Here is a 21,434-nt window from a genome sequence, read left to right on the forward strand (position 1 = left end):
GCGCCGGCGGGCATGCGGCGGCGAAGCGGGAGAGCGAGCCGCGTCACTCGTCGATCACCGGCGCCACGACGACGCCGTAGCCCTGGGCCTCGAGGAGGTTCGCCGCGCGCCCGGCCTCCCTCTCCCCGGCGACGAGGATCGTGAGCGTGCCGCCGCGGTCGGTCGAGAGGTGCTCCATCTCGAAGTCCTCGACGTTGATGCGCTCGGCGCCGAGCGCCTGGAAGATCCCCGCGAGCACGCCCGGCCGGTCGGGAAGGTGCACGCGCAGCCGCTGCAGCGCGCCCGGGTCGTCGTAGGCGGTGGCGAGCAGGCGCCGCCGGTTTCCCGCCGCCTCGGCGATCCAGCGTGCGAGGAAGCCCGCATCGCCCGCCGCAAGCGCCGCCTCGACCTGCTCCAGGCGGCGGCGCTGGTCGCCGAGCGCCGCGGCGAGCGCCTCGCGGTTGTCGAGGAAGATGTCGACCCAGATCCTCGGGTTCGCGCCGGCCACGCGCGTCATGTCGCGCAGCGAGCCGCCGGCCGCCTGCAGCGGGTCGTGGCCGTCGATGCGCGAGGCGCCGGCCTGGTTCAGCAGCACGTTGGCGAGCACGTGGGGCAGATGGCTCGTCAGCGCGACGAGCCGGTCGTGGGCGTCGGGGTCGATGGCCACCGGCCGCGCGCCGAGCGCCGTCACGAAGCCGTGCACTCTGCGCAGCAGCCCCGGCCCCGTGCCCGCGGCGGGTGTCAGGAACCACGTCGCTCCCTCGAACAGCTCCGCGCTGGCGCGCTCCGGCCCGCGGGTCTCGGCGCCGCAGATCGGATGGCCGCCGATGAAGCGCCCGTCGCCGCCTGCGGCTGCGCACACGGCGCTCTTCGTCGAGCCGACGTCGGTGACGGCGCACCCCTGCGAGGCGGCGTCGAGCACGCCGCGCACGGTCGCCGGCAGCTCCGCCACCGGGGCGGCGACGACGACGAGATCCGCGCCGGCGACCGCCTCCGCGAGCGTCCCCGCCGCCTCGACCGCACCGCGCTCGGCCGCGACGCGCAGCACGTCGCCGTCGGGATCCCAGCCGCTCACCCGGCCCGCGCCCGCGCGGCGCGCGGCGAGACCGGCGGACGCGCCGATCAGGCCCGTCCCCACGACGGCGACTCGCCCCAGCACGGCCCCTCCTACCCTCGCATCAGCTCGGCGACCCGGAACGCGAGATCGAGCGACTGGCGCGCGTTCAGGCGAGGGTCGCAGAGCGTCTCGTAGCGATGGTCGAGCTGCTCCTCGAGCACCGCCTCGGCGCCGCCGAGGCACTCGGTCACGTCCTCGCCGGTGATCTCGAGGTGGACGCCGCCGGGCCACGTTCCGACGGCCCGGTGCGCGGCGAAGAACCCCTCGATCTCGCGCATGACGTCGTCGAAGCGCCGCGTCTTCACGCCCGAGGCGGTCCTGAAGACGTTCGCGTGCATCGGGTCGCACGCCCACACGACCGGGATCCCGCTCTCGCGTACGGCGCGCAGGAGCGGCGGCAGCAGCTCCCGCACCCGGTCTGCGCCCATGCGCGCGATCAGCGTCAGGCGGCCGGGCAGGCGGCGCGGGTTGAGCCGCTCGCACAGCGCCACCACCTCGTCGGCGGTGGCGGCCGGGCCGAGCTTCACCCCGATCGGGTTGTGCACGCCGGAGAAGAACTCGACGTGCGCGCCGTCGAGCTCGCGCGTGCGCTCGCCGATCCAGAGCATGTGGGCGGAGCACGCGTACCAGTCGCCCGTGAGCGAGTCCTTGCGCGTGAGCGGCTCCTCGTAGTCGAGAAGCAGGCCCTCGTGGCTCGTCCACACGTCGACCTCGTGCAGGGAGCGCTCCGCGGCGAGGTCGATCCCGCACGCCTGCATGAACGCGAGGGCGCGGCCGATCTCGTCGGCGAGCTGCTCGTAGCGCTGTCCCGCGCTCGAGCTGGCGACGAACTCCTTGTTCCACGTGTGCACCTGCGTGATGTCGGCGAAGCCGCCCTTCGTGTAGGCACGCAGCAGGTTGAGGGTCGACGCGGCCTGGTAGTAGCCCTGCACGATCCGCTCCGGGTCGGGCACGCGCGCGGCGGCGTCCGCCTCGTCGGAGTGCACCGTGTGCCCCCGGAACGACGGCAGCTCGACGCCGTCGACGATCTCCGTGTCGGCGCTGCGCGGCTTCGCGAACTGGCCGGCCACCCTCCCCACCTTCACGACCGGCAGCGACGCGCCGAAGGTGAGCACGGCGGACATCTGCAGCAGCACCTTCAGCTTCTCGCGGATCGGGATCGGCGACACCTCGCGGAACGACTCGACGCAGTCGCCCGCCTGCAGCAGCAGCGCGCGCCCCTCGGCCACCTCGCCGAGGCCGTGCAGCAGCTTCCGCGCCTCGCCGGCGAACACGAGCGGCGGCATGCCGCGCAGCCGCTCGCGCACGGCGGCGAGCGCGGCCGCGTCGGGCCATGCCGGCTGCTGACCGGCCGGCAGGGCGCGCCACGAGGCGGGGCTCCAGGTGGGCTCGGTGACCGCCATGGACGCCAGTGTAGTTGCGAGCCGTTTTGACGCTGCGCCTCAAAACGGCTAGATAGACGGCTCCCATGCGCATCTTCTCCGGCATCAAGCCGAGCGGCGATCCGACGCTCGGCAACTACTCGGGCGGCTTCCGCCAGTACGCGGCGACCCAGGAAATGGGCGACGCCTACTTCTGCATCGTCGACCTCCATGCGATCACGGTGGAGTACGACCCGGCCGACCTGCACGAGCGCACGCTCGACCTGTTCGCGATGCTCGTCGCCACCGGCCTCGACCCCGATCGCTCGACCGTGTTCGCGCAGAGCCACGTGACGGCCCACGCCGAGGCGAGCTGGCTGCTGTCGGCGGTCACGAGCTACGGCCAGCTCGGCCGCATGACGCAGTTCAAGGAGAAGGGCAGCCGGCAGGATTTCGTGTCGGCGGCGCTCTTCAACTATCCGATCCTGATGTCCGGCGACATCCTGCTCTACCAGGCCGACATCGTCCCCATCGGGGACGACCAGCGGCAGCACCTGGAGCTCGCGCGCGACGTCGCCGAGCGCTTCAACACGCGCTTCGGCGAGGTGTTCACCGTGCCGGAGGGCGTGTACCCGGAGGTCGGGGCGCGGATCATGGACCTGCAGGATCCGCTCGGCAAGATGGGCAAGACCGGCAGCTCCGAGCAGGGAACGGTGCGGCTGCTGGACGCGCCCGACGCGATCCGGCGCAAGTTCAGGACGGCCGTCACCGACTCCGGGCGCGAGGTGCGCCGCGGACCCGACAAGCCGGGGATCTCGAACCTGATCGACATCATGTCCGTGGCGACGGGGACGACGCCGGACGCGGTCGAGGCGGAGTACGGCGACGCCGGCTACGGCGCCTTCAAGCAGGCGGTCGGCGAGGCCGTCGTCGCGCTGCTCGAGCCGGTCCAGCAGCGCTACGCCGAGCTGCGCGGCGACGACGGCGAGCTGCTGCGGCTGCTCGGGCAGGGCGCCGAGAAGGCGCGGGCGGCCTCCGCGCCGACGCTCGAGCGCATGTACGAGGCGATGGGGTTCGCCCGCCTGCGCTGACGAGCAGGGATCGCCGTCGCGCGGGCGCCGCTACGCCATGCCGACCAGGCGCCGCAGCGCGTCGACCTCGTCGCGGGTGAGCTCACGCCAGGCGCCCACCTCGAGCCCCTTCAGGTCGAGGCCCGCGTAGCCGCTGCGATGCAGCCGCCGCACCGGGTGCCCGACCGCGTCGCACATCCGCCGCACCTGACGGTTCCTGCCCTCGTGCAGGACGAGCTCGAGGCGGGCGCGGCCGAGGCGTCGCACCCGGGCGGGCGCGGTGACGCCGTCCTCGAGGGCGACCCCGCTTGCGAGGCGCAGGATCGTCTCGGCGGACGGCTCTCCCTCGACGTCGGCGACGTAGGTCTTCTCGACCCCGTAGCGCGGATGGGCGAGCCGGTGCGCGAGGTCGCCGTCGTTGCTGAGCAGGAGCGCGCCCGTCGTGTCGATGTCGAGGCGCCCGACGGGGACGACGCGCGCGTCATGACCGACGATGTCGACCACGGTGGGCCGCCCCTGCGGGTCGCGCGCGGTCGTGACGACGCCGGGCGGCTTGTGCAGCAGCACGTGGGCGAGCGGCTGCTTCCCCACCTCGACGCCGTCCACCTCGACCCGGTCGCCGGCCGCGACGAACGTGCCCGGCTCGCCGGGAGCGCCGTTGACCCGCACGCGACCCGCCCTGATCAGCGCATCGGCGCCGCGGCGCGACGCGACGCCCGCGCGGGCGAGATAGCGGTTCAGTCGCACCGCCGCATTCTCGCCTGCTTCGACTACTCTCCGCGCGATGCGCGACTACGCGGAGTGGGCACGCGGGCTCGCCGACCTCGTCGTCGGCTTCGGCGCCAACGTGCAGGCGGGGCAGATCCTCGGCGTCACGACGTACGTGGGCAAGGAGCAGGTCGCGCGCGAGATCGCCCGCGCCGCGTACGCGCGCGGCGCCCGCTACGTCGACGTCGTCACGTTCGACAACTGGGTGAAGCGCGAGCGCCTGCTCGGCGCCCCCGAGGACTCCCTCGACTTCATCCCGCCGTGGATGCTCGACCGCCTGCGCTGGCTCGCCGCCGAGCACGGCGCACGCATCGCGCTGAGCGGACCGCAGGCCCCGGCCGCGCTGCGCGGGATCGCGCCGGAGCGGATGGGGCGAGATCTGCTGCCGTACCTGCCGGAGGTCGGCCGGGTCGTCAACGAGCGCGTGACGAACTGGTGCACGATCCCGGCACCGACGGCCGACTGGGCGGAGATCGTCTACCCCGGCCTGCGGCGCGACGAGGCGCTCGAGCGCCTGTGGCAGGCGGTCGCGCACATCTGCCGCCTCGACGCGGACGACCCCGCGCAGGCCTGGCGCGACCGCATGGCGACCGTGCGCGCGAGCGCCGACCGCATCACGCAGCGCCGCTTCGACGCGATGCGGCTGCACGGCCCCGGCACCGACCTCACCGTCGGCCTGTTTCGCTCCTCGATCTGGCACGCGGCCGAGTTCGTGACGGTGGACGGCATCGAGCACTTCCCGAACATCCCGAGCGAGGAGACCTTCACCACCCCGGATCCGGAGCGTGTGGACGGCTACGTCAGCGCGACGCTGCCGCTCGAACTGTACGGGTCGGTGATCCGGGGCATCCGCGTCGAGTTCGAGGGTGGCCGGGCGGTGCGCATCGACGCCGACGAGAACGCGGAGGCGCTGCGCAGCGCCTGCGCGAAGGACGACGGCGGCACGCGGCTGGGCGAGATCGCGCTCGTGGACGGCGCCGGCCGCATCGGCCCGCTCGGGACGGTCTTCTACGACACGCTGATCGACGAGAACGCCGCCAGCCACATCGCGCTCGGCTCGGGCTACGACCTTGCCGTCGAGGACGAGGCCGACAAGGCGCGCGTCAACCGCAGCCAGATCCACATCGACTTCATGGTCGGCAGCCCGGCGCTCCGCGTCGACGGGATCACGCACGCGGGCGAGCACGTTCCCGTGCTCCGCGACGGGGCCTGGGCAATCTGAGCTCGGGCGCGGCGGCGCCCGCTGCGCCGGGACCGCTCAGACCGGCGGGTCCGGGTCGTACTGGATGTAGCGGCGCACCTCGCGTGCGCGCTCGACCGAGTGCAGGCGCGCGACCAGGTGGAGCGCCATGTCGATGCCGGCGGAGACGCCTGCCGCGGTGACGACGTCGCCGTCGTCGACGAAGCGGTCGTCGCGGCGCGCCTCGATCGTCGGGTCGAGCTCGAGCAGCAGATCGAACGCCGACCAGTGGGTGGCTGCGGGGCGGCCACGAAGCAGGCCGGCCGCGGCGAGCACGAGCGACCCCGTGCACACGCTCGCGACCACCTGCGCCTGCGCCGAGCACGCGCGCGTCCATGCGAGGGCGGCGCCGTCCTCGAGCAGGGCGCGGGTGCCGTGCCCGCCGGGGACGAGCAGGACGTCGAACGGCGGCGCCGACTGCCAGCTGTGGTCGGGCAGGACGCGCAGGCCCTTCGCGCAGGCTACGGGCGTATCGTCGCGCGCGACGGTGAGCACCGCTGCGCCGTCGTCGGGCCAGCGCTGCGCCCACGCGGCGAGCACCTCCCACGGCCCCGCCCAGTCGAGCTCCTCGGCACCGTCGAAGAGGAAGACGCCGATGTTCATGCGGTCCCTCGCTCCTACGAGGCGCGTGCCTGGGCGACCTCGAGCAGCCGCCGGCGGATCGCCTCCTCGTCGGCGCCGACGTCGTCGAGCCGCGGCAGCGCCGCGAGGCTCTCGAGGCCGAATACGCGCTCGAACAGGGGCGTCACGCGGTAGCGCACGGCGCCGCCGGTACCGCTCTCGCGTCCGGCCTCGGCGATGAGGCCGCGCTCGACGAGCGACGCGACGGCCGAGTCGGCGGCGACGCCGCGGATGCGGGCTATCTCGGGGCGCGACACGGGGCCGAGGTAGGCGACGATGGCGACGGTCTCGAGTGCCGCCTGCGAGAGGCCGCGCTCGACGGGGCGCTCGAACAGGCGCGCACACGCCGCGGCCGCCTCGCGGGCGGCGCCGAACGCCCAGCCGCCGGCGACCTGCTGCAGCACGATGCCGCTGCGCCCCTCGCTGTAGCGCTCGCGCAGGAGGCCGAGCGCGGTCTCGACGCGCTCCGCGTCGTCGCCGCTGGCGTCGGCGAGCTCGTCGACGCTGAGCGGCTGCGACGCGACGACGAGCAGCGCCTCGACCGTGCGCGCGAGCGCGTCGACGGGGTTGGTCGAGATCAGGCGGAGCGGGCGGTCCATGCATGGATCCTTTCGTCGTCGGCGCGGGAAACCCTGATCGGCGCAAACGGCTGAGCCTGCGAGATCGCGATCTCACCGGTCTTGCGGAGCTCGAGCAGCGCGAGGAATGCGACGGCCTGCTCGACGCGCGACAGGCCCTGCACCTCGGCGTCGAAGTCGAAGCGGCGCCGGCGCTGCAGCACCGCGCGGAAGCGCTCGAGGAACCGCGACACGGGCGGGAAGCGCAGCGCCATGTGGGCGAGCGACACGCGCGGCGGCTCGACGGCGAGCGCGCGGATCGCCTCGGCGAGCCGCAGCGGCTGCTGCTCTGCCAGCCGCCGCTGCGGCTGCGGAGCGAGCGGAGCGGGCCCGAGGCGGAAGTAGCGGTCGCGTTCGGCCTCCAGGCGCTCGCGCAGGAACGCAGACGCCTGCTTCATGCGCCGGTACTCGGCCAGGCGCCGTGCGAGCTCCTCCGCCGCCTCTTCGGGCTCGAGGTCGGCGAGCTCCGCCTCCTCCTCGGGGAACAGCCGGCGCGCCTTCAGCTCGAGCAGCGCCGCGATGAGGATGAGGAACTCGCCGCACGCGTCGAGATCGAGCCGGTCGCGCTCGGCGAGCCGCTCGACGAAAGCGACGACGATCGCGGCCATGTCGATCTCGGCAGGCTCGATCGCCTCTTTGAGCAGGAGCGTCAGCAGGAGGTCGAACGGGCCCTCGAAGGCGTCGAGGTCCAGATCGAGATCGCGGACGGCACTGGCCACCCGGCGACCCTAGCGGCCCCGTCGGACACGGCCCGACCCGGGAACGGCCATCTTCGGGCCCGTCGGGACGGACGTGTGCGGCGGCCGCCCGCGCCGCTGCGAGAGCCAGAACCACACGATCCCCGCGACGAGGCCGAGCCCCGAGACCCACGTGTTCACGCGCAGGCCGAGGATGTGGTTGGCGGGATCGACGCGCAGCAGCTCGACCCAGAAGCGGCCGAAGCACCAGAGCACGACGTAGAGCGCGAACAGGCCGGGCGGGCGGGGCCGGCGGCGGCGCTCGATCACGTAGACGAGCAGGGCGGCAGCGAGCAGATCCCAGAGCAGCTCGTAGAGGAACGTCGGATGGAACGTCGCCCGGTCGAGGTAGGCGAGCGGCCGGTTGACCGGATCGATCTCGAGACCCCACGGCAGGTCGGTGGGCTTGCCGAAGAGCTCCTGGTTCCACCAGTTGCCGATGCGTCCCACCGCCTGGGCGACGAGCAGGCCGGGCGCGAGGGTGTCGGCGAGGAGCCACACGTCGGCGCCCGCGCGCCGCGCGATGATGCCGCCGACGAGGCAGCCTGCCGCGACCCCGCCCCAGATGCCGAGGCCGCCCTTCCAGATCGCAAACGGCCCCCACCACTGGTCGGGCACCTGGTTCCAGCTCGTGGCGAGGTGGTAGAGGCGGGCTCCCACGATGCCGGCGCCGACACCCCAGATCGCGAGCCGGAAGATCAGGTCCCAGTCGCCGCCGCGAGCAACCCAGCGCCTGCCGGTGATGACGACGCAGAGGCCGATCGCGGCGAGCAGCGTCAGCCCGTACATGTGGATCGTCAGCGGCCCGAGATCGAGCGTGCCGTTCGACGGCGAGGGGATCGACGCGAGGAGATGCATCTGCTGAGACATTCTCCCCGACGGGGAGGACGCCTTCCCGCCGAGCGTCTCTGCCGCACCCCCGGCGCCCGGCTACGGCGGGCACCGGGGGTGGGGACGCATCGGATCTACAGCAGGATCTGGAGGGCGAGGTCGATCGAGCAGCCGGCCTCGAGCAGGTGCGTCGCGAGGTGCAGGTCGACCTCGTGCGAGGCGGCGAGCACCGCGGCCGACTCGTGGTCGTAGCCGGCGCGCACGAGCGACTCCGCGCGCCAGCGCTCGACCATCTCGAGCTCGAGGTCGGGGCCGGTTTGGAGATTCGCCGTTGACATCGTCACCTCTGCTAACGCATTGCCGTACCTGTGTATTCGGCCGACACGCCGAGTCGGATGTCCCCCTTCTACGGCATCCGTCTCAACGAATTGCGCACGTGCGGTGAGGACTTCGTAAAGACGCGGCCGCTTCCCTGCCGCGGACGCCGGTCTCGATCAGCGCTCCAGCCAGGCGAGCAGCTCCCAGAACGGGTCTCCCGCCGGCGGCAGGTACGGCGGACGGCGCCTGCGTGCGCGCAGCTGCGCCCAGCTGACGTAGGAGCGCAGCCGGCGCCCGAGCCGCCGGCGCGTGGCGTCCGTCGGCTCGACCAGCGCTTCGCGCAGGGCGTAGCGCCACGCCGCCGCCTCCTTCTCGAGCCGCCTGCCCGAGCGGCCGTCGCCGACGAGATGCCCGATCTCGTGCAGGGCGACGAAGTAGCTGACCTGCCCGCGCACCGGTGGAATGCGGATCTCGAGCGACCGCTCGACGCGACCGTCGCGGTGGCGCACGCGTTTGCGGACGGCACGCCCGCGGCCGTCGCAGCGCGCGATACCGTGTCGAGCGCACAGCGCGGTCACGTGCACGTCGAGGTCTTCGCTGCGCACGGGTCGAGCCTACGCACGCGGGCCGACGGCACCGCGCCCGTACAATCCCGCCCCGTGATCGCCCTCGCCTCGGGTCTCGCGCTGCTGATCGGCTGGCGCTACGGCTTCTCGCGCCGCTCTCTCGAGCTCGCCTCGGCCACGTTCGCGGTCGTGCTGGCGCTGCAGACGATCGGGCTCGTGCTCTCCGGCGGCGAGGCGGCGGGGAGCTACTGGGCGATCGTGTCCGTGATCGCGGCGGCCTGGGTCGCGTGCGTGTTCGTGGGCGACCGTGTCCGCCGGCTCCTGCGCGGCTGACCGCTCAGCCGGCCACGCGACGCCGCCGCACGGGGCGCCGCCGGGGCGGCCTACGGACGGCGGCGCGAGGGCCCCTTCGCCACAGACGTAACCTCGGCGTAACCGATTCTTGGTGCGCTCTTGACACGGTCGCAGGCACCGTGCGGCGGACACGGACATCGTGTCGCACCCGACCCACGAGCCGAAGGAGACCGCACGTGAAGCTCCCCGTCACGCCCGCCCTCGTCGCCTGCGTCGCAGCCGCGGCTGTCGCCGCAGGGCCCGCCGCCGCCCGCCCGTCCGGCGCAGCGAGCGTCGTGAAGGTCTCGGCACCGCCGCTCGGCCTCAAGTTCGACACGAAGGTGCTGCGAGCGCACCCCGGCAAGATCAAGATCGTCTTCACGAATCGCTCGACGATCCAGCACAACGTGCGCATCGAGAGCGGCGAGAACGAGCTCGGGGGCACGAAGACGCTCGGGAAGGGCCTCGCGGTCGCCTTCCTCACCCTCAAGAAGGGCACCTACAACTTCTACTGCTCGGTGCCGGGCCACGAGGCAGCCGGCATGAAGGGAAAGCTCGTCGTCTCGTGACGGCGAGCGGCCGCGCCGGGGGCCGCGCCGGCCCCCGGCGGCCCGGGGCACGCCACGAGACGATCGCCGCCACGGTGCCGGCGGCGGCCGGGGACGGCGCCGAGCGGGTCGGCGTCGCCGAGCCTATTTGACCGCGGCCTCGCCCAGCAGCGCCTTCGCCTCGGCGAGGAAGTCGGAGTCGCACTGCACGCGGTACTCGGGGCCGAGCGCGAGCGTCTTCGCGCCGAGCGAGGTCTCGAGCGCCACGTAGACGGGCGATTCGCCCGGGTAGTCCTTCACGAGGCGTGCGAGCTCCTGGATGACGCCGGCCGGCGCCTGCCGCGCGTCGAGGCGGAACCGCACCTCGCGCCGCTCCGGCACGGCCTCGAACGCCGCCAGTTCCATGGCGATCAGCTTCGTCTCGCCCTGCTGCTTGTGGTCGACGCGCCCCTTGACCACGAGGATGCGGTCGCTGACGCACAGCTCCCGCGCAGTCGCATAGGTGGTCGAGAACACCACCGCCTCCGCAGAGCCGGTCGGGTCGTCGAGCGTGAGAAAGACCATCGGCTCGCCCTTCTTCGTCATCAGCTGCTTCACCGACGAGACGATGCCGCCGACCGTCACCACCTCGCCGTCGCGGCGGCGCTCGAGCTCGGCGAGCGTGGCGTCCGTCTTGCGGCGCAGCTGCTCGCGCACCGCGTGCAAGGGGTGCTCCGACACGTAGAGGCCGAGCGTCTCCTTCTCGAGCCTGAGCAGCTCCGCCTTCTCGAACTCGCCCGCCGCGATCGGCGGATGGTGCCGATGCGTCTCCGTCGCGGCCGCGACGGCGCCGAAGTCGCTGTCGAAGATCGACGCCTGACCGGCGAGGCGGTCGGCGGCGAGCTTCTGCCCGTAGGCGAGCGCCTGCTCGAGCGCGGCGAGCATCCCCATCCGCGAAGCGCCTGTCGAGTCGAGCGCGCCGCACTTGACGAGCGACTCGAGCGCGCGCTTGTTGACGACCTGCGGGTCGACGCGCTCGGTGAACTCCCAGATCGACCCGAAGCGACCGCCCGCCTCGCGCGCCGCGACGATCGCGCGCGCGGCGCTGTCGCCGACGTTCTTGACGGCGTTGAGGCCGAAGCGGATCTTGCCGTCGACGACGGCGAAGTCGGTGCCCGACTCGTTCACGTCGGGCGGCAGCACCTCGATGCCCATCTCCTCGCACGCGTTCACGTACAGCGGCACGCGATCCTTCGTGCTCATCACCGATGAGATGAGCGCGGCCATGTACTCGCGCGGATGGTTGGCGCGCAGCCAGGCGGTGCGGTAGGCGATCAGCGCGTAGCAGGCGGCGTGCGATTTGTTGAAGGAGTAGTCCTGCGCCTTCTCCATGTCGTCCCACAGCCCCTTCGCGGTTCCGGGGGCCACCCCGTTGGCGGCGCAGCCGTCGAGGAACTTCTGCTTCAGCGACGCCATCAGCGCGTGGATCTTCTTGCCGATCGCCTTGCGCAGATCGTCGGCCTCGGCCGGGCTGAAGCCGGCGAGCGCCTTCGCGATCTCCATGTACTGCTCCTGGTATATACAATTGTGTACGATGATGCCGTTGGCCACGAAGTTGTGGATGCCGCCGACGGTGATGTCGTAGACGCGCTCCTCGCCGGCCGGCTCGATCGAGACGATCTCCTGCCAGCACACGCGGATCGCACGCTCCGCTCGTGGAAGCTCGATGCGGTCGATCGCCTCTGCCACCACGCGCGCACCGATGCGCTGCCGGCCGCTGTGGAAGTGCCGTCGCTCGAGGCCCGCGAGCCGCGCCGTACCTCGAACGGAGAGTCGCCCGCCGCGCGTGCGATCGACCTCGGACAGCGGGGCACCGTCGGTGGCCTCGAGAATCTCCGCCAACACCTGTCGGCGGTCGAGCGTCAAGCCGCGGTCAGCGGCGCAGGCCCTCACATTGCGCTTCCAGGTGACCATGAACGGCTGAACGAGCTCCGCAAAGCGCTGCGCCCCGTCGAGCGTCACCTGATATGCGATTGCCCCGTCACCGTACGGGGCGGCAGAGATCGATGCCCTGATACCCAGCCTGAGGAGCAGCGCCTGGACGTCCGAGGCGAGGGTCGGCGAAATGGTCTTGTACGTCACGGCTCTCGATCCGACGTGCCCGTCGCAATCCCATAGTGCGGCGAGAAACCGGCCGATCTCCTCGTCCGCGAGCTCGAACACCTCTTCGGGCACGAGCTTCTGCGCGCTCGTCGGCCCCCTGCGCCCACCACGCCCCGGGTCGTCGCCGGCTTTCCAGCGAAGGCCGATGCTGCGGAGCCAATGCTCGAGCGACGACGGCTCGTGATAGCGCTCGACCTTGTCGCGATCACGCGTGACGGTGATGCACACGACGCCTCTGTCCTTCTCGTAGCGGTTCAGCACGACATCATCGAAGCCCATCAGGCACGAGTGCTCGAAACTCGAGAGCAGCGATGCGTCCGACGAGTAGAACGACGTCAACGCAGTACCGACCGAGCCGTCCGCGATCACGTATGCGAGCGTTCGGTACCTGGCCCGCTCCCGTTCGCTCAACCACCGCCCGTCACCGCTGAGCGAGAGCTTCCGCGGAGTCGCGAGGCGCTCGCCTGGACGCAGCGCGCAAAGCTCCTGCCAGCCGGACTCGGTGAGGAACTGATGATCTGCCGTCGCACGGATCGATGCGCCGTTGCGCAGGCGCACCTCGTAGACGGGCCGTACACCGTTGTCGAACCAGGCGGTCACGTGGGAATGGGTCGGCGAGAGATCGTCGTCAACCCCTTGAACGAGCACGTCCTCGCTTCCCGAGAGCTCATCGATCCGAATGCGGCGACCGCTCGCGGCGTCGAACACGAGCGTGTCGCCCGTGAGGCACGTCCCGTACGTGCCTCCGGTGATCGGCTTCAGGCGCTCGTCCGGGAACGAGACCGGCTCGCGCCCGTGCTTTCTCGCCGCGTACGTCGGGATGTACGCCATCGGCCCGGGGCGATACAGCGCGACGAGGGCGATCAAGTCCTCGAACTCGGTTGGCCTCACCTGGCGCAGCGCCTCGCGCATGCCGGACGACTCGAACTGGAAGACGCCCGTCGACTCGCCGCGGGCGAGCATCTCGTACGTCTTGCGGTCGTCGAGCGGGATCTTCGTGATGTCGAGGCCGTCGCCGGCGAGGGCGACGGCGGTCTCGATCACGTCGAGGTTGCGCAGGCCGAGGAAGTCCATCTTCAGCAGGCCGAGCTGCTCGACGGTGTTCATGGAGAACTGCGTCACGACCTCCGCGTCCGGACCCTTCTGCTGCAAGGGGATCGTCTCGATCAGCGGCTCGGCCCCGATGACGACGCCGGCCGCGTGGATCGAGTCGGCGCGGGTGAGCCCTTCGAGCGGCCGGGCCAGGTCGACGATCTCCTTCGCGGCGGGATCGCTGTCGTAGGCCTGCCGTAGCTCCGCGCCGGGCTTGAGCCCGTCCGCGAGCGTCTGCCCGGGGCCTTCGGGCACGAGCTTGGCGATGCGGTCGACGGTGCCGTACGGGATCTCGAGCACGCGGCCCGCGTCGCGGATGGCGGCGCGGGCGGCCATCGTCGAGAAGGTGATGATCTGCGCGACCCGGTCGCGTCCGTACTTCTCGGCGACGTAGGCGATCACGCGCTCGCGGCCCTCGACCGCGAAGTCGATGTCGATGTCGGGCATCGACTTGCGGCCGGGGTTGAGGAAGCGCTCGAACAGGAGGTCGTAGCGGATCGGGTCGATGTCGGTGATCTCGAGGCAGTAGGCGACGAGCGAGCCGGCCGCCGAGCCGCGGCCCGGGCCGACGGCGACGCCGTCGCGCTTCGCGAAGCCGATGAAGTCGGCGACGATGAGGAAGTAGTCGGCGAAGCCCATCTCGCGGATCGTCTTGAGCTCGAACTGCAGCCGCTCCGTCAGCTCGGGCGTCGTCTTGCCGTAGCGCTTGCGCAGCCCGGCCTCGCACAGCTCGACGAGATACTCGAAGGCGTCGCGGCCGCCGGGCGTCGGGAACTGCGGCAGCAGGATGCGCCCGAGCTCGATCTCGACGTTGCAGCGCTCGGCGACCTCGAGCGTGCGCCGCATCGCGTCCTCGTGGCCGGGGAAGTCGAGCGCCATCTCCGCGGGCGTCTTGAAGTAGAACTCGTTCGTCCCGAACTTCCAGTGGTTCGGGTTCTTGAGCGAGTCGCCCGACTGGATGCACAGCAGCGCCTCGTGCGCGTACGCGTCGGCGGCGTCGAGGTAGTGGACGTCGCCGGTGGCGACGAGCGGCAGCCCGCGCTTGGCGGCGAGCCCGGGCAGCGCCTGGAACACGGGCTGCTGCACGTCGAGCCGGGCGTTCTGCAGCTCGACGTAGACGTTGTCGCGGCCGAAGATCTGCTCGAGCCGGTCGAGCTCCATCTCGGCGTCGTTCATGCGCGACTCGGAGATCGCCCGCGAGACACGTCCCGACAGGCAGCCGGAGAGCGCGATCAGCCCGGGGGCGTAGCGCTCGAGCAGCTCCCAGTCGACGCGCGGGCGGTAGTAGTAGCCCTCGAGGTAGCCGAGCGAGCAGAGCTTGATCAGGTTCGCGTAGCCGGCGTTCGACTCGGCGAGCAGGGTGAGGTGGGCATGGCCCTTGTGCTGCGCGCGCCGGTCGTCGACGACGTACACCTCGCAGCCGAGGATCGGCTTCACGCCCTGCTTGCGGGCGGCCTTGTAGAGGTCGACGACGCCCGCGAGCGAGCCGTGGTCGGTGAGTGCGACGGCGGGCATCTCGAGCCGCGCCGCCTTCTCGGCGAGCGCCGGCACCCGGCATGCCCCGTCGAGGATCGAGAACTCGGAGTGGACGTGCAGGTGGACGAACGGGGCGCTCATCGGAAGGGCCACTCTACTGCGCGCAGGTGACGGCGCCGGTCGCTGTCTTTTGACATGCGGTCGTCGCGGCTCCTCCTCCCTCGGCGTCCCGATCAGGCGACCCGCTCGGCCCAGTCGCCGTACAGGCTCGTGTACATGCCGCCGTGCGCCATCAGCTCGGCGTGGCTGCCGTGCTCGACGATCCGCCCGTCGGCGAGCACGACGATGAGGTCCGCGCCCTGGATCGTGGACAGCCGGTGCGCGATCACGAACGCGGTGCGCCCGGCAAGCACCGTGCGCAGCGCGCGCTCGATCACGCGCTCGGTGCCGATGTCGACCGACGACGTCGCCTCGTCGAGGATGAGGATGCGCGGGTCGGCGAGCAGCGCGCGGGCGAGCGCGACGAGCTGCCGCTGGCCGAGCGAGAGCCGGAAGCCGCGCTCGCCGAGCTGCGTGTCGTACCCGCGCTCGAGCTCGCGGATCCAGCCGTCGGCGCCGACGGCCGCGGCGGCCTGCTCGATCTCCGCGCGCGAGGCGTCCGGGCGCGCGAACGCGATGTTCTCGGCGACGGTGCCGGCGAACAGGAACCCCTCCTGCGGCACCACCCCGAGCTGCCGGCGCAGCGAGCGCTGCTGCACGTCGCGCACGTCGTGGCCGTCGATCGTGATCCGCCCCTCGCGCGGGTCGTAGAAGCGGGCGATCAGCTTCGCGATCGTCGACTTGCCGGCTCCCGTGCGGCCGACGAGCGCCACCGACGTGCCCGCGGGCACGTCGAGGTCGATCCCGTGCAGCACCTCGGGCAGCGAGCCGTAGCCGAAGCGGACGCCCTCGAAGCGGACGTGGCCCGCGACGCGCGGCAGCGGGCGGGCGCCGGGCGCATCGAGGATCTCGGGCTCCTCGTCGAGCACCTCGATGATCTTGTCGAGCGCGGCGATCGCGGACAGGAACGTGTTGTAGAGCTGCGAGAGCTGCTGCACGGGGTCGAAGAAGTTCGACAGGTAGAGGGTGAAGGCGAGCAGCGTCCCGATCGTGACCTCGTCGTGGATGAGCAGGTAGCCGCCGTAGCCGAGCACGACGGCGGTGGCGAGCGAGGCGAGCAAGTCGACGGCGGGGAAGTAGAGGCCGTTGAGCACGACCGTCTCGTAGTTGGCGTCGCGGTAGAGGCTGTTGATGCCGCGGAAGCTCCCCTGGTTGCGCGGCTCGCGCGCGAACGACTGCACGACGCGCATGCCGGAGATGTCCTCCGCGAGGGTGGCGGTGACGAGGCCGATGCGCTCGCGCACACGGCGGTAGGCGCGGTTCGAGCGCACGCGGAACCACACGGTGGCGAGCGCCATCAGCGGCAGGATCGCGAGCGTGGCGAGCGCGAGCCGCCAGTCGAGCAGGAGCAGCACGACGGCGGTGCCGAGGAGCAGCAGCAGGTTCTGCACGAGGCTTGTGACGCCGTCGGTGACGAGCGTGTCGAGCGCCTCGACGTCGTTCGTGATGCGGCTGACGATGGCACCCGTGCGGTTGCGCTCGAAGTACCCGAGCGAGAGGCGCTGCAGATGCGTGAAGAGGCGGTCGCGCAGGTCGGCGAGGGCCCGCTCGCCCACCCAGCCGGTGAGGTAGGTCTGCAGCGCGGAGAGCACGAACGTGGCCACGCCGGCGGCGACGAACGCGACGACGATCCAGGCGAGCGCGCGCAGGTCGCCGGTGCGGATGCCGTGATCGACGGCGAGCTTGGCGAGGTAGGGCGGCGCCAGGCCGGCGACGGTGAAGGCGAGCAGCGAGACGATCGCGCCGGCGGTACGTCCACGGTACGGCCGGGCGAGCCCGGCGAGCATCGCGAGGCGCCGCCGCGTCCTGCGCCACGACCAGTCGGCGACCTTGCCGCCGCGCTCCTCGCTGAGGTGGCCGCCCGCCTGCCAGACCTTCATGCCGACACGCCGATCTCCTGCAGCAGCCCGTAGTCGTGGATCTCGCGGTAGACGGAGCTCGTGTGCAGCAGCTCCTCCTGCGTGCCGCGCGCGACGATGCGGCCGTGCTCGAGCGCGACGACGACGTCGGCGAGCGCGATCGTGGAGAGGCGGTGCGCGATCACGATCGTCGTGCGGCCGCGCATCGCCTCGGCGAGGCCGGCGCGGATCAGCGCCTCGGTGCCGGCGTCGACCGAGGCGGTGGCGTCGTCGAGGATGAGGATGCGCGGGTCGATCACGAGCGCGCGGGCGATCGCGAGCCGCTGGCGCTGGCCGCCGGAGAGCGTGACGCCGCGCTCGCCGATGACGGTGTCGTAGCCGTCGGGAAGCTGCTCGACGAATTCGTGCGCCTGGGCCGCGCGGGCGGCGGCCTCGACGAGCTCCTGCGCCACGTCGGGGACGCCGAAGGCGATGTTGTCGCGCACGCTGGCCGAGAAGAGGAAGGGGTCCTGCGAGATGACGCCGATCGCGCGGCGCAGCGAGCGGCGCGTGACGTCGCGCACGTCGGCGCCGTCGACGAGCACGCAGCCGGCGCTCGCGTCGTAGAAGCGGGGCACGAGCGAGGCGAGCGTCGTCTTGCCCGATCCCGAGGCGCCGATCAGCGCCACGGTTGTGCCGGGCTCGATCTCGAGGTCGATGCCATGGAGGACGGGCCGCCCCGGCTCGTAGGCGAAGTCGACGCCCGCGAACGTGACGCGGCCGGGGCCGGGAGGCAGCTCGCGCGCGCCGGGCGCGTCGCCGACCTCCTCGGGCTCGTCGACGACCTCGAAGAACCGCTCCCCCGACGCGGTTGCCCGCTGCGCCTGGCCGATCCACATGCCGAGCATCCGCAGCGGCGCCACGAGCATGGTGAGGAGCAGGTTGAAGGCGAAGAAGCCGCCGAGCGTGAGCTCGCCGCGCACGACGAAGTGGCCGGCGGCGATGAGCACTCCCGCCTGGGCGAGCATCGGCAGGAAGCTGAGCAGCGGCACGTAGAGGGCGCGCTGGGCGTTCGCGCGCACGCTCGCGTGGAAGACGGCGTCGGCGGCGCGGCGGAACCGCTCCTCGCGCCGCTCCTCCTGGGCGAACGACTTGACGACGTGGACGCCGACGATCGACTCCTCGGCGACGGTCGCCACCTCGCCGAGCTTCTGCTGCACGTCGCGCAGCAGCGGATGCGAGACGTGGCTGTAGCGGTAGGCGACGCCGACGAGCAGCGGTGTGATCGCGACCGCGATCAGCGCCAGCCGCCATTCGTAGAAGAAGAGGACGGCGGTGACGGAGAGGATCGTGACGACGTGCTGGGCGAAGAAGATGAGGCCGTAGCCGAGGAAGAAGCGGATCGTCTGCAGGTCGACGGTGGCTCTCGACATCAGCTGCCCGGTCTGGTGGCGGTCGTAGAAGCCGAACGAGAGGCGCAGCAGGCGCGCATAGAGGGCGTCGCGCATGTCCCACTCGACGCCGAGCGCCTGCCGGCCGGAGATGAAGCGCCGCCCGAGCATGAGCAGCGCCCTCGCGACGCCGGCGGCGAGGACGGCGGCGATCAGGAGCGTGAGCCGGTGCGTGTCGCGGGCGCCGCGCAGCTCGTCGACGACGAAGCCGGTAAGCACGAGCACGGCGACGGCGGCGCCCTGCGAGGCGATCGCGAGCAGCGTCGAGGCGCCGAGCGACCAGCGGTACGGGTGCAGGAAGCGCAGCAGTCGGGCGAACGTGCGGGCGTTCGAGCGGGCCACCTGTCCAATCTAGCCGCGGCGCCTCACGCCGCTCTCCCCGAGATCGGCGCGCCGACGAGGCGGCGGCGCCGCCCGCGCTCTCAGGCGACGATGCCGTCCCCGGGCGCGGTGCCGCCGATCGCGGCCGAGAGCTCGCCTGCGGCCGCGACGGCGTCGGCGACGGCGCTCAGCCCGAGCGCCTCGAGGTTCGCCTCCGCGAGGTCGGTCGCGAGCACGCGTCCGGCGGAGGTGGTGGCGAGGGGGGTCAGCGCACCGACCCGGCCGGGCGCGTGGATCGCCGCCTCGGGTGACTCGGAGAGGAGCGTGAGCACCTGCGCGCCCTGGCGGACGGACAGGTGGACGCTCTCGCCCAGCTCGCGCACGAGCCGGCGCAGGATCGGCGGAGCCTCGGCGACCAGACGCGACTCGCCGACGCGTGCCGCGAGCGCGAAGATGCGCCACCCGAGCCGGTAGGCGAGCGTGTCCGGGGTCACGGGTGACGAAGCCGTGCTCGTCCAGTGTCCGCAGGGTGCGCGAGATCTGGCTCTTGTCGCCGCCGACGAGCTCGGCGAGCCGCACGACGCCGAGGCCTCGTGGACGGCGAGCAGCTGCTCTTTGTCGAGCATCTCCACCGGTCCGAGGCAGTTGCGGATCGGCGCGCGCGAGAACGTCGCCGGCTGCCGGCGTGCCGCACGGCGATCCACGAGGGCCTGCCGCGGGCGGCGCCACGCCCCTCCCGCCCAGCGCTCCCGCGCAACTGCTGCCGCGCCGTCGGGCGTCGCCTCGCCGCTCACGGGCCCGAGCCGGGGACGCGTCGCGGGCACGAACGTACAACCATCGTTGCATACTGATGCAGGCCGCGCGGCCGTGCGAGCGCGGCCGCTTGCGCGCGGCGTCGTGCTCAGCGGGCGGCGAGCGGCCCGAGCGCGGCGACGGCCTTCACCCGCTCGTCGACGGCGAACGCGAGGTATCGGCCGGCGCCGTCGCCGAACTCGGCGAGCTGCACGTCGTCGGCGAGGTCGATCGGCTCGCGGTAGTCGAGCTGGGCCCGGCACGGCCGGCGCAGGTCGATCGCGCAGCCCGCGAGCCGATCCTCGACCGCCTGCCAGTAGACGGCGTTGTTGACGTGGCCGTGGAGGTCGACGTCGGTCGTCCGCGGCGGCCACGGCGACCGCGCCGCGCCGGCAGGAGGGTCGGGGAGCCGCAGCTTCGTCGAGGCGCGCCGGCCTGCGGCGGCTTCCGCGTAGACGCCGAAGTCCTCGATCCGCGCCGGGCGCTGGTCCGGGCCGAGGTGGATCCAGACGCTGTCGACCTCGACGCGTCCGCCGCGGTCGCCCGTCAGCGACCAGCGCCGCCCTGCCGCGAGCGCGGCGAGGCCGCTGCACCACGTCACCACCTCGACGTCCCGGTCGTCGAGGAGCGGCGCGAGCACGTCGACGCGGATGCGGCGCACGAACCAGAGGTGCTCGGGCAGGCCCCAGCCGGTCTCCTGCACGTCGTCGATCGCCGCGTCCTGGAGGAAGCGGGCGACGGCGTCGAGCCGCACGCGGCCGCACGCGTCCAGGTCGGAGAGGCGCACGCGGCGGCGCGCCGCGAATGCGCGCGCCTGCGTGGGCGGCGGGATGCTGGTGTCGAGCATGCCCGCCAGTGTGCCGGGGACGCGCCGGCCCGCGCGGAGCGGTGGATCGGAGGCTCAGCCCTGCACGGTGGAGGAGACGGCGAACGCCTCCCCCTCGACGGCGCCGAACACCGTGACCTTCTCGCCGCTCTTCGCCGTGACGTCGCCCCTGAGGGCGAGCGACGGAGCGCCGCACGGCTCGTCCGCGGCGGCGTCGTAGGTCGAGCAGAGCCGCGCCTTTCCGTCCGTGCCGACGACCCACCCCGTGACCGCGAGCGGCGGCTCGGCGCTGGTCGCGATCGCCTCGGCGACCGTGAGGCCGCCGCCGGGCGGCACGGCGCCGGCGGACGGCTGCCCCACCGTCGTCTGCTCGGGCGCGGCTCCGCCGCACCCCACGAGCGCGAGTGAGAGCGCGACGGCCGCAACCGGGATCGCTGCGATGGCTCGCATGCCCGAGATACGTCGCCGCCGTGCGTCCTCGTCACTCATGGTTGCATCGTACGCCCCACCCCCGACCGGCTCGCACTCCGCCGGCCCGGCCGCGCCGCAGGAGGTCAAGTGCCGGCCCTGCGCAGCCGATGGTGTGGGGGTGAGCGGCCAGCTGATCGGTACCGGCCCGCGGGAAGAGGTGGTTACTCCGCGTCTGCGCCTCGAGCGCTGGCACGACGCGCACTTCGAGCGCTTCGCGCGCTTCATGCGCGACCCCGACGTGATCCGCTACATCCGCGCCGAGCCGCTCGACGGCGCGAAGGCGATCGTGCAGCACGAGCAGTCGCTCGCCGAGTGGGAGGAGAACGGCTTCGGCAAGCGCGCCGTGATCGAATCGGGCACGGACGAGTGGCTCGGCTTCGTCGAGCTGTCGCGCGTCGGCCCCGGCAAGGGCTGCCGCGACGAGGACGTCGAGATCGGCTACTTCGTCGCTCCGTCCCGCTGGGGGCAGGGAATCGCGACGGAGGCGGCGTCCGCCGCCCGCGACGAGGCGTTCGACGACGCCGGGCTCGACGAGCTCATCGGCCGCTGCCGCGTCGAGAACACGGCGTCGGCGCGGGTACTCGCAAAGCTCGGCTTCCGGCTTCTGCGCCCGCACCTGCTACCGGGAGGCATCGTCGTCGACATCCACCGCCTGCGGCGAGAGCGCTGGCCGGGCCCGGCCGATCGTCGCCCCCGCGGCGTCCGAGACGGCAGGCAGCACGGCGGATCGGACTACCGCGAGACCGGCTGAGCCGCGGGG

The 21,434-nt window shown here is 72.5% G+C and carries 21 protein-coding genes and 1 pseudogene; 6 read left to right on the forward strand and 16 right to left on the reverse strand.

Annotation, left to right across the window (positions count from 1 at the left end; translation table 11 throughout):
• Positions 1-43: 43 nt before the first annotated feature.
• Together Gocc_RS12085 and Gocc_RS12090 are read right to left on the reverse strand one after the other, a co-directional pair.
• Complete coding sequence (locus tag Gocc_RS12085; RefSeq protein ID WP_181813640.1) at positions 44-1,138, reverse strand: prephenate dehydrogenase/arogenate dehydrogenase family protein; 1,095 nt, start codon at positions 1,136-1,138, stop codon at positions 44-46.
• 8 nt (positions 1,139-1,146) lie between these two features.
• The gene (locus tag Gocc_RS12090) at positions 1,147-2,499 is read right to left on the reverse strand and encodes a class II 3-deoxy-7-phosphoheptulonate synthase (RefSeq protein WP_114796823.1); all 1,353 of its coding nucleotides are present in this window, start codon (positions 2,497-2,499) and stop codon (positions 1,147-1,149) included.
• A 65-nt stretch (positions 2,500-2,564) separates the two neighbouring features.
• Here Gocc_RS12090 and trpS point away from each other — a divergent pair, with 65 nt between their 5' ends.
• Entirely contained in the window at positions 2,565-3,548 is a 984-nt protein-coding gene (gene trpS, locus Gocc_RS12095) for a tryptophan--tRNA ligase (protein ID WP_114796824.1), read from the forward strand.
• 30 nt (positions 3,549-3,578) lie between these two features.
• On the opposite strand, the gene Gocc_RS12100 is transcribed toward trpS, so the two are convergent.
• Positions 3,579-4,274: a pseudouridine synthase gene (locus tag Gocc_RS12100; RefSeq protein WP_114796825.1), complete on the reverse strand. Its 696-nt coding sequence runs from the start codon at positions 4,272-4,274 to the stop codon at positions 3,579-3,581.
• Positions 4,275-4,311: 37 nt separating this feature from the next.
• Between Gocc_RS12100 and Gocc_RS12105 the strand changes: the two genes are divergently transcribed.
• Positions 4,312-5,517: an aminopeptidase gene (locus tag Gocc_RS12105; RefSeq protein WP_114796826.1), complete on the forward strand. Its 1,206-nt coding sequence runs from the start codon at positions 4,312-4,314 to the stop codon at positions 5,515-5,517.
• 36 nt (positions 5,518-5,553) lie between these two features.
• Here the strand turns inward: Gocc_RS12105 and Gocc_RS12110 are convergent, their stop codons facing one another.
• From Gocc_RS12110 to Gocc_RS12135, 6 genes are all read right to left on the reverse strand, one after another.
• Positions 5,554-6,138, reverse strand: a complete 585-nt coding sequence (locus Gocc_RS12110; RefSeq protein ID WP_114796827.1) for a DJ-1/PfpI family protein — start codon at positions 6,136-6,138, stop codon at positions 5,554-5,556.
• 14 nt (positions 6,139-6,152) lie between these two features.
• Positions 6,153-6,755, reverse strand: a complete 603-nt coding sequence (gene scpB, locus Gocc_RS12115; protein WP_114796828.1) for an SMC-Scp complex subunit ScpB — start codon at positions 6,753-6,755, stop codon at positions 6,153-6,155.
• Entirely contained in the window at positions 6,734-7,492 is a 759-nt protein-coding gene (locus tag Gocc_RS12120) for a segregation and condensation protein A (protein WP_114796829.1), read from the reverse strand. Before Gocc_RS12120 ends, scpB begins: the two co-directional genes overlap by 22 nt.
• A gap of 9 nt (positions 7,493-7,501) precedes the next feature.
• Positions 7,502-8,368 (reverse strand): prolipoprotein diacylglyceryl transferase, encoded by an 867-nt coding sequence (lgt, locus tag Gocc_RS12125; protein ID WP_220150600.1) that lies wholly within the window; start codon positions 8,366-8,368, stop codon positions 7,502-7,504.
• 107 nt (positions 8,369-8,475) lie between these two features.
• A complete protein-coding gene (locus Gocc_RS12130; RefSeq protein ID WP_114796831.1) occupies positions 8,476-8,679 on the reverse strand; it encodes a hypothetical protein in 204 nt (67 codons plus the stop codon).
• A 156-nt stretch (positions 8,680-8,835) separates the two neighbouring features.
• Positions 8,836-9,264, reverse strand: coding sequence for a hypothetical protein (locus Gocc_RS12135; protein ID WP_181813641.1), 429 nt, complete (start codon positions 9,262-9,264; stop codon positions 8,836-8,838).
• A 54-nt stretch (positions 9,265-9,318) separates the two neighbouring features.
• Here Gocc_RS12135 and Gocc_RS16285 point away from each other — a divergent pair, with 54 nt between their 5' ends.
• The 3 genes from Gocc_RS16285 to Gocc_RS16965 all read left to right on the forward strand — a co-directional run bounded on the left by Gocc_RS16285 (position 9,319) and on the right by Gocc_RS16965 (position 10,258).
• Positions 9,319-9,558, forward strand: a complete 240-nt coding sequence (locus Gocc_RS16285; protein ID WP_181813642.1) for a hypothetical protein — start codon at positions 9,319-9,321, stop codon at positions 9,556-9,558.
• Positions 9,559-9,755: 197 nt separating this feature from the next.
• Complete coding sequence (locus Gocc_RS16290) at positions 9,756-10,127, forward strand: plastocyanin/azurin family copper-binding protein (RefSeq protein ID WP_181813643.1); 372 nt, start codon at positions 9,756-9,758, stop codon at positions 10,125-10,127.
• On the forward strand, positions 10,124-10,258 hold the full coding sequence (locus Gocc_RS16965) for a hypothetical protein (RefSeq protein ID WP_281268456.1): 135 nt from the start codon (positions 10,124-10,126) through the stop codon (positions 10,256-10,258). Before Gocc_RS16290 ends, Gocc_RS16965 begins: the two co-directional genes overlap by 4 nt.
• On the opposite strand, the gene dnaE is transcribed toward Gocc_RS16965, so the two are convergent.
• The 7 genes and pseudogenes from dnaE to Gocc_RS12170 form a co-directional block, all read right to left on the reverse strand.
• On the reverse strand, positions 10,251-14,957 hold the full coding sequence (gene dnaE, locus Gocc_RS12145; RefSeq protein WP_114796834.1) for a DNA polymerase III subunit alpha: 4,707 nt from the start codon (positions 14,955-14,957) through the stop codon (positions 10,251-10,253). The genes Gocc_RS16965 and dnaE overlap by 8 nt on opposite strands.
• Positions 14,958-15,049: 92 nt before the next feature.
• Positions 15,050-16,855, reverse strand: a complete 1,806-nt coding sequence (locus tag Gocc_RS12150) for an ABC transporter ATP-binding protein (RefSeq protein WP_114796835.1) — start codon at positions 16,853-16,855, stop codon at positions 15,050-15,052.
• Positions 16,852-18,606: an ABC transporter ATP-binding protein gene (locus Gocc_RS12155; RefSeq protein WP_114796836.1), complete on the reverse strand. Its 1,755-nt coding sequence runs from the start codon at positions 18,604-18,606 to the stop codon at positions 16,852-16,854. The genes Gocc_RS12150 and Gocc_RS12155 overlap by 4 nt, the downstream gene beginning before the upstream one ends.
• 80 nt (positions 18,607-18,686) lie before the next feature.
• The gene (locus Gocc_RS16790; protein WP_245904924.1) at positions 18,687-19,079 is read right to left on the reverse strand and encodes an IclR family transcriptional regulator domain-containing protein; all 393 of its coding nucleotides are present in this window, start codon (positions 19,077-19,079) and stop codon (positions 18,687-18,689) included.
• A gap of 49 nt (positions 19,080-19,128) precedes the next feature.
• A pseudogene (locus Gocc_RS17135) lies at positions 19,129-19,431 on the reverse strand (hypothetical protein); the annotation flags it as partial.
• Positions 19,432-19,486: 55 nt separating this feature from the next.
• Positions 19,487-20,224, reverse strand: a complete 738-nt coding sequence (locus Gocc_RS12165) for an acyl-ACP thioesterase domain-containing protein (protein ID WP_114796837.1) — start codon at positions 20,222-20,224, stop codon at positions 19,487-19,489.
• A 54-nt stretch (positions 20,225-20,278) separates the two neighbouring features.
• Positions 20,279-20,692, reverse strand: a complete 414-nt coding sequence (locus Gocc_RS12170) for a hypothetical protein (protein WP_181813644.1) — start codon at positions 20,690-20,692, stop codon at positions 20,279-20,281.
• Positions 20,693-20,792: 100 nt separating this feature from the next.
• Here Gocc_RS12170 and Gocc_RS12175 point away from each other — a divergent pair, with 100 nt between their 5' ends.
• Positions 20,793-21,425, forward strand: coding sequence for a GNAT family N-acetyltransferase (locus tag Gocc_RS12175; RefSeq protein WP_181813645.1), 633 nt, complete (start codon positions 20,793-20,795; stop codon positions 21,423-21,425).
• Positions 21,426-21,434: the final 9 nt, after the last annotated feature.

This window comes from Gaiella occulta, assembly GCF_003351045.1.
Taxonomy (GTDB): domain Bacteria; phylum Actinomycetota; class Thermoleophilia; order Gaiellales; family Gaiellaceae; genus Gaiella; species Gaiella occulta.

Coding starts and splice junctions, on each gene's coding strand:
- Gocc_RS12090 (WP_114796823.1), bottom strand. CDS start 2,499: ATGGCGGTCACCGAGCCCACCTGGAGCCCCGCCTCGTGGCGCGCCCTG.
- trpS (WP_114796824.1), top strand. CDS start 2,565: ATGCGCATCTTCTCCGGCATCAAGCCGAGCGGCGATCCGACGCTCGGC.
- Gocc_RS12105 (WP_114796826.1), top strand. CDS start 4,312: ATGCGCGACTACGCGGAGTGGGCACGCGGGCTCGCCGACCTCGTCGTC.
- Gocc_RS12110 (WP_114796827.1), bottom strand. CDS start 6,138: ATGAACATCGGCGTCTTCCTCTTCGACGGTGCCGAGGAGCTCGACTGG.
- scpB (WP_114796828.1), bottom strand. CDS start 6,755: ATGGACCGCCCGCTCCGCCTGATCTCGACCAACCCCGTCGACGCGCTC.
- lgt (WP_220150600.1), bottom strand. CDS start 8,368: ATGCATCTCCTCGCGTCGATCCCCTCGCCGTCGAACGGCACGCTCGAT.
- Gocc_RS12130 (WP_114796831.1), bottom strand. CDS start 8,679: ATGTCAACGGCGAATCTCCAAACCGGCCCCGACCTCGAGCTCGAGATG.
- dnaE (WP_114796834.1), bottom strand. CDS start 14,957: ATGAGCGCCCCGTTCGTCCACCTGCACGTCCACTCCGAGTTCTCGATC.
- Gocc_RS12150 (WP_114796835.1), bottom strand. CDS start 16,855: ATGAAGGTCTGGCAGGCGGGCGGCCACCTCAGCGAGGAGCGCGGCGGC.
- Gocc_RS12165 (WP_114796837.1), bottom strand. CDS start 20,224: ATGCTCGACACCAGCATCCCGCCGCCCACGCAGGCGCGCGCATTCGCG.
- Gocc_RS12170 (WP_181813644.1), bottom strand. CDS start 20,692: ATGAGTGACGAGGACGCACGGCGGCGACGTATCTCGGGCATGCGAGCC.